Origin of the sequence: Micromonospora sp. NPDC047753 (assembly GCF_040642735.1) — a bacterium.
Taxonomy (GTDB): domain Bacteria; phylum Actinomycetota; class Actinomycetes; order Mycobacteriales; family Micromonosporaceae; genus Micromonospora.
In genome coordinates, this window is sequence record NZ_JBEYSL010000725.1 from 1 (window position 1) to 2,497 (window position 2,497).

Here is a 2,497-nt window from a genome sequence, read left to right on the forward strand (position 1 = left end):
TCCTGATTCCGTTCAGCCTGCCCCGGGTCTTCGGCCGGATGGTCGGGCAGAACCGGCAGGGCTACGCCATCGCCGCGGTGATGGGCATCCTCGCGTTCCTCAGCGTCGCCATCACCAACATCTTCGAGCTGGCCGGCCACGGCACGGTGCCGCAGGCGGTCGGCGCGGCGATGGAGGGCAAGGAGGTGCGGTTCGACGTGTCGAACTCGGCCACCTTCGCCGCCGCCACCACGCTCACCTCGACCGGTGCGGTGAACTCGTTCCACGACTCGTTCACCTCGCTCGGCGGCATGATGGCGATGGTCAACATGATGCTCGGCGAGGTCGCGCCGGGCGGCACCGGTTCAGGGCTGTACGGCCTGCTCATCCTCGCGGTGATCACGGTCTTCGTGGCCGGGCTGATGGTGGGTCGCACTCCCGAGTACCTGGGCAAGAAGATCGGGTCCCGCGAGATCAAGTTCGCCTCGCTCTACTTCCTGATCACGCCGATCCTGGTGCTCGTCGGTACGGCGGCGGCGTTCGGCACCGGCAACAACTCGACGGCGCTCAACGTCGGCCCGCACGGCCTCTCCGAGGTGCTGTACGCGTTCACCTCGGCCAGCAACAACAACGGCTCGGCGTTCGGCGGCATCACGGTCAACACCACCTGGTGGGACACCGCGCTCGGGTTGTGCATGCTGCTGGGCAGGTTCCTGCCGCTGATCTTCGTGCTCGCGTTGGCCGGCTCGCTGGCCCGCCAGGCACCCACCCCCGCGTCCGAGGGCACCCTGCCGACCCACCGACCGCTGTTCATCGGCATGGTCGTCGGCGTCACAGTGGTCCTCGTCGCGCTGACCTTCCTGCCCGCGCTCGCGCTCGGTCCGCTGGCAGAGGGGCTCTGACCATCATGAGGAACGAGGACATGTCCGTCACGTCCGCCCCAACAGAGCAGCTCCCCGGTACGCCTGCCACCCAGGGCAAGCGGACCGGTGGAGGGCTGCTCGACCCCAAGCAGTTGATCCGGTCCCTGCCGGACGCGGTACGCAAGCTGAACCCCGCCACGATGTGGCGCAACCCGGTGATGTTGATCGTGGAGGTCGGTGCGGCCTTCACCACCGTCCTGGCGGTGGCCGACCCGTCTGTGTTCGCCTGGGCGATCACCATCTGGCTCTGGCTGACGGTGGTCTTCGCCAACCTGGCCGAGGCGGTCGCCGAGGGGCGGGGCAAGGCCCAGGCCGCGACCCTGCGGCAGGCGAAGAAGGACACCATCGCCACCCGGCTGATCGACTGGAAGCCGGGCGCGCGGGCCAACACCTACCGCGACGAGGCGGTGCCAGCGCCGGACCTGCGTCAGGGCGACGTGGTGCTCGTCGAGGCGGGCGGCATCATCCCCGGCGACGGTGACATCGTCGAGGGCATCGCCAGCGTCGACGAGTCGGCCATCACCGGCGAGTCGGCCCCGGTCATCCGGGAGTCCGGCGGCGACCGCAGCGCGGTCACCGGTGGCACCAAGGTGCTCTCCGACCAGATCATCGTGAAGATCACCCAGAAGCCCGGGGAGAGCTTCATCGACCGGATGATCGCCCTGGTCGAGGGGGCCAACCGGCAGAAGACGCCGAACGAGATCGCGCTGAACATCCTGCTCGCCGCGCTCACTGTCATCTTCCTGCTGGCCGTGGTCACCCTCCAGCCGCTGGCCATCTTCTCCAAGGCGTACCAGGCGGCCGCGCCGGACAGCGGGGCGATCACCGGTTCCGGTGTCACCGGGGTCGTGCTGGTCTCGCTGCTGGTCTGCCTGATCCCCACCACCATCGGAGCGCTGCTCTCCGCCATCGGCATCGCCGGCATGGACCGCCTCGTCCAGCGCAACGTCCTGGCCATGAGCGGCCGGGCCGTCGAGGCCGCCGGCGACGTCAACACCCTGCTGCTGGACAAGACCGGCACCATCACGCTGGGCAACCGGCAGGCCGCCGAGTTCGTCCCGGTCGAGGGGGTCGACGCCGCGACGTTGGCCGACGCCGCGCAGATCTCCAGCCTGGCCGACGAGACCCCGGAGGGGCGCTCGGTGGTCGTCCTGGCGAAGAACGAGTTCGGGCTGCGCGAGCGCGAGCCCGGCGTGATGCCGCACGCCACCTTCGTACCGTTCACCGCGCAGACCCGGATGAGCGGCGTCGACCTCACCCCGGACGCCAGCGTGGACGCCGGCGCGGTGGGCACGGCCCGCCGGGTCCGCAAGGGCGCCGCCGCAGCGGTGATGAAGTGGGTACGGGAGAACGGCGGTCACCCGACCGAGCAGGTCGGCGAGATCGTGGACGCGATCAGCGGCACCGGCGGCACCCCGCTGGTCGTCGCCGAGCACGTCGACGGTGCGCCCGCCCGCGCCCTGGGCGTCATCCACCTCAAGGACGTCGTCAAGTCCGGCACGCCGAAACAGCGCGTCGACGTCTGCGGGCGGGGAGAGCAGGATCGGGTCCAGGAGTGCGACGGCGGCGTTTTCGTCGAGCTGGCCCCGGGTCCC

1 protein-coding gene and 1 pseudogene are annotated in these 2,497 nt (G+C 70.1%); both read left to right on the top strand.

Features of this window, described 5'->3' with window-relative positions; genetic code table 11:
- A partial coding sequence (locus tag ABZ749_RS33765; RefSeq protein ID WP_357235125.1) for a potassium-transporting ATPase subunit KdpA occupies positions 1-881 on the top strand: 881 nt, incomplete at its 5' end.
- A gap of 20 nt (positions 882-901) precedes the next feature.
- Positions 902-2,401: pseudogene (kdpB, locus tag ABZ749_RS33770) on the top strand (potassium-transporting ATPase subunit KdpB); the annotation flags it as partial.
- Positions 2,402-2,497 lie beyond the last annotated feature (96 nt).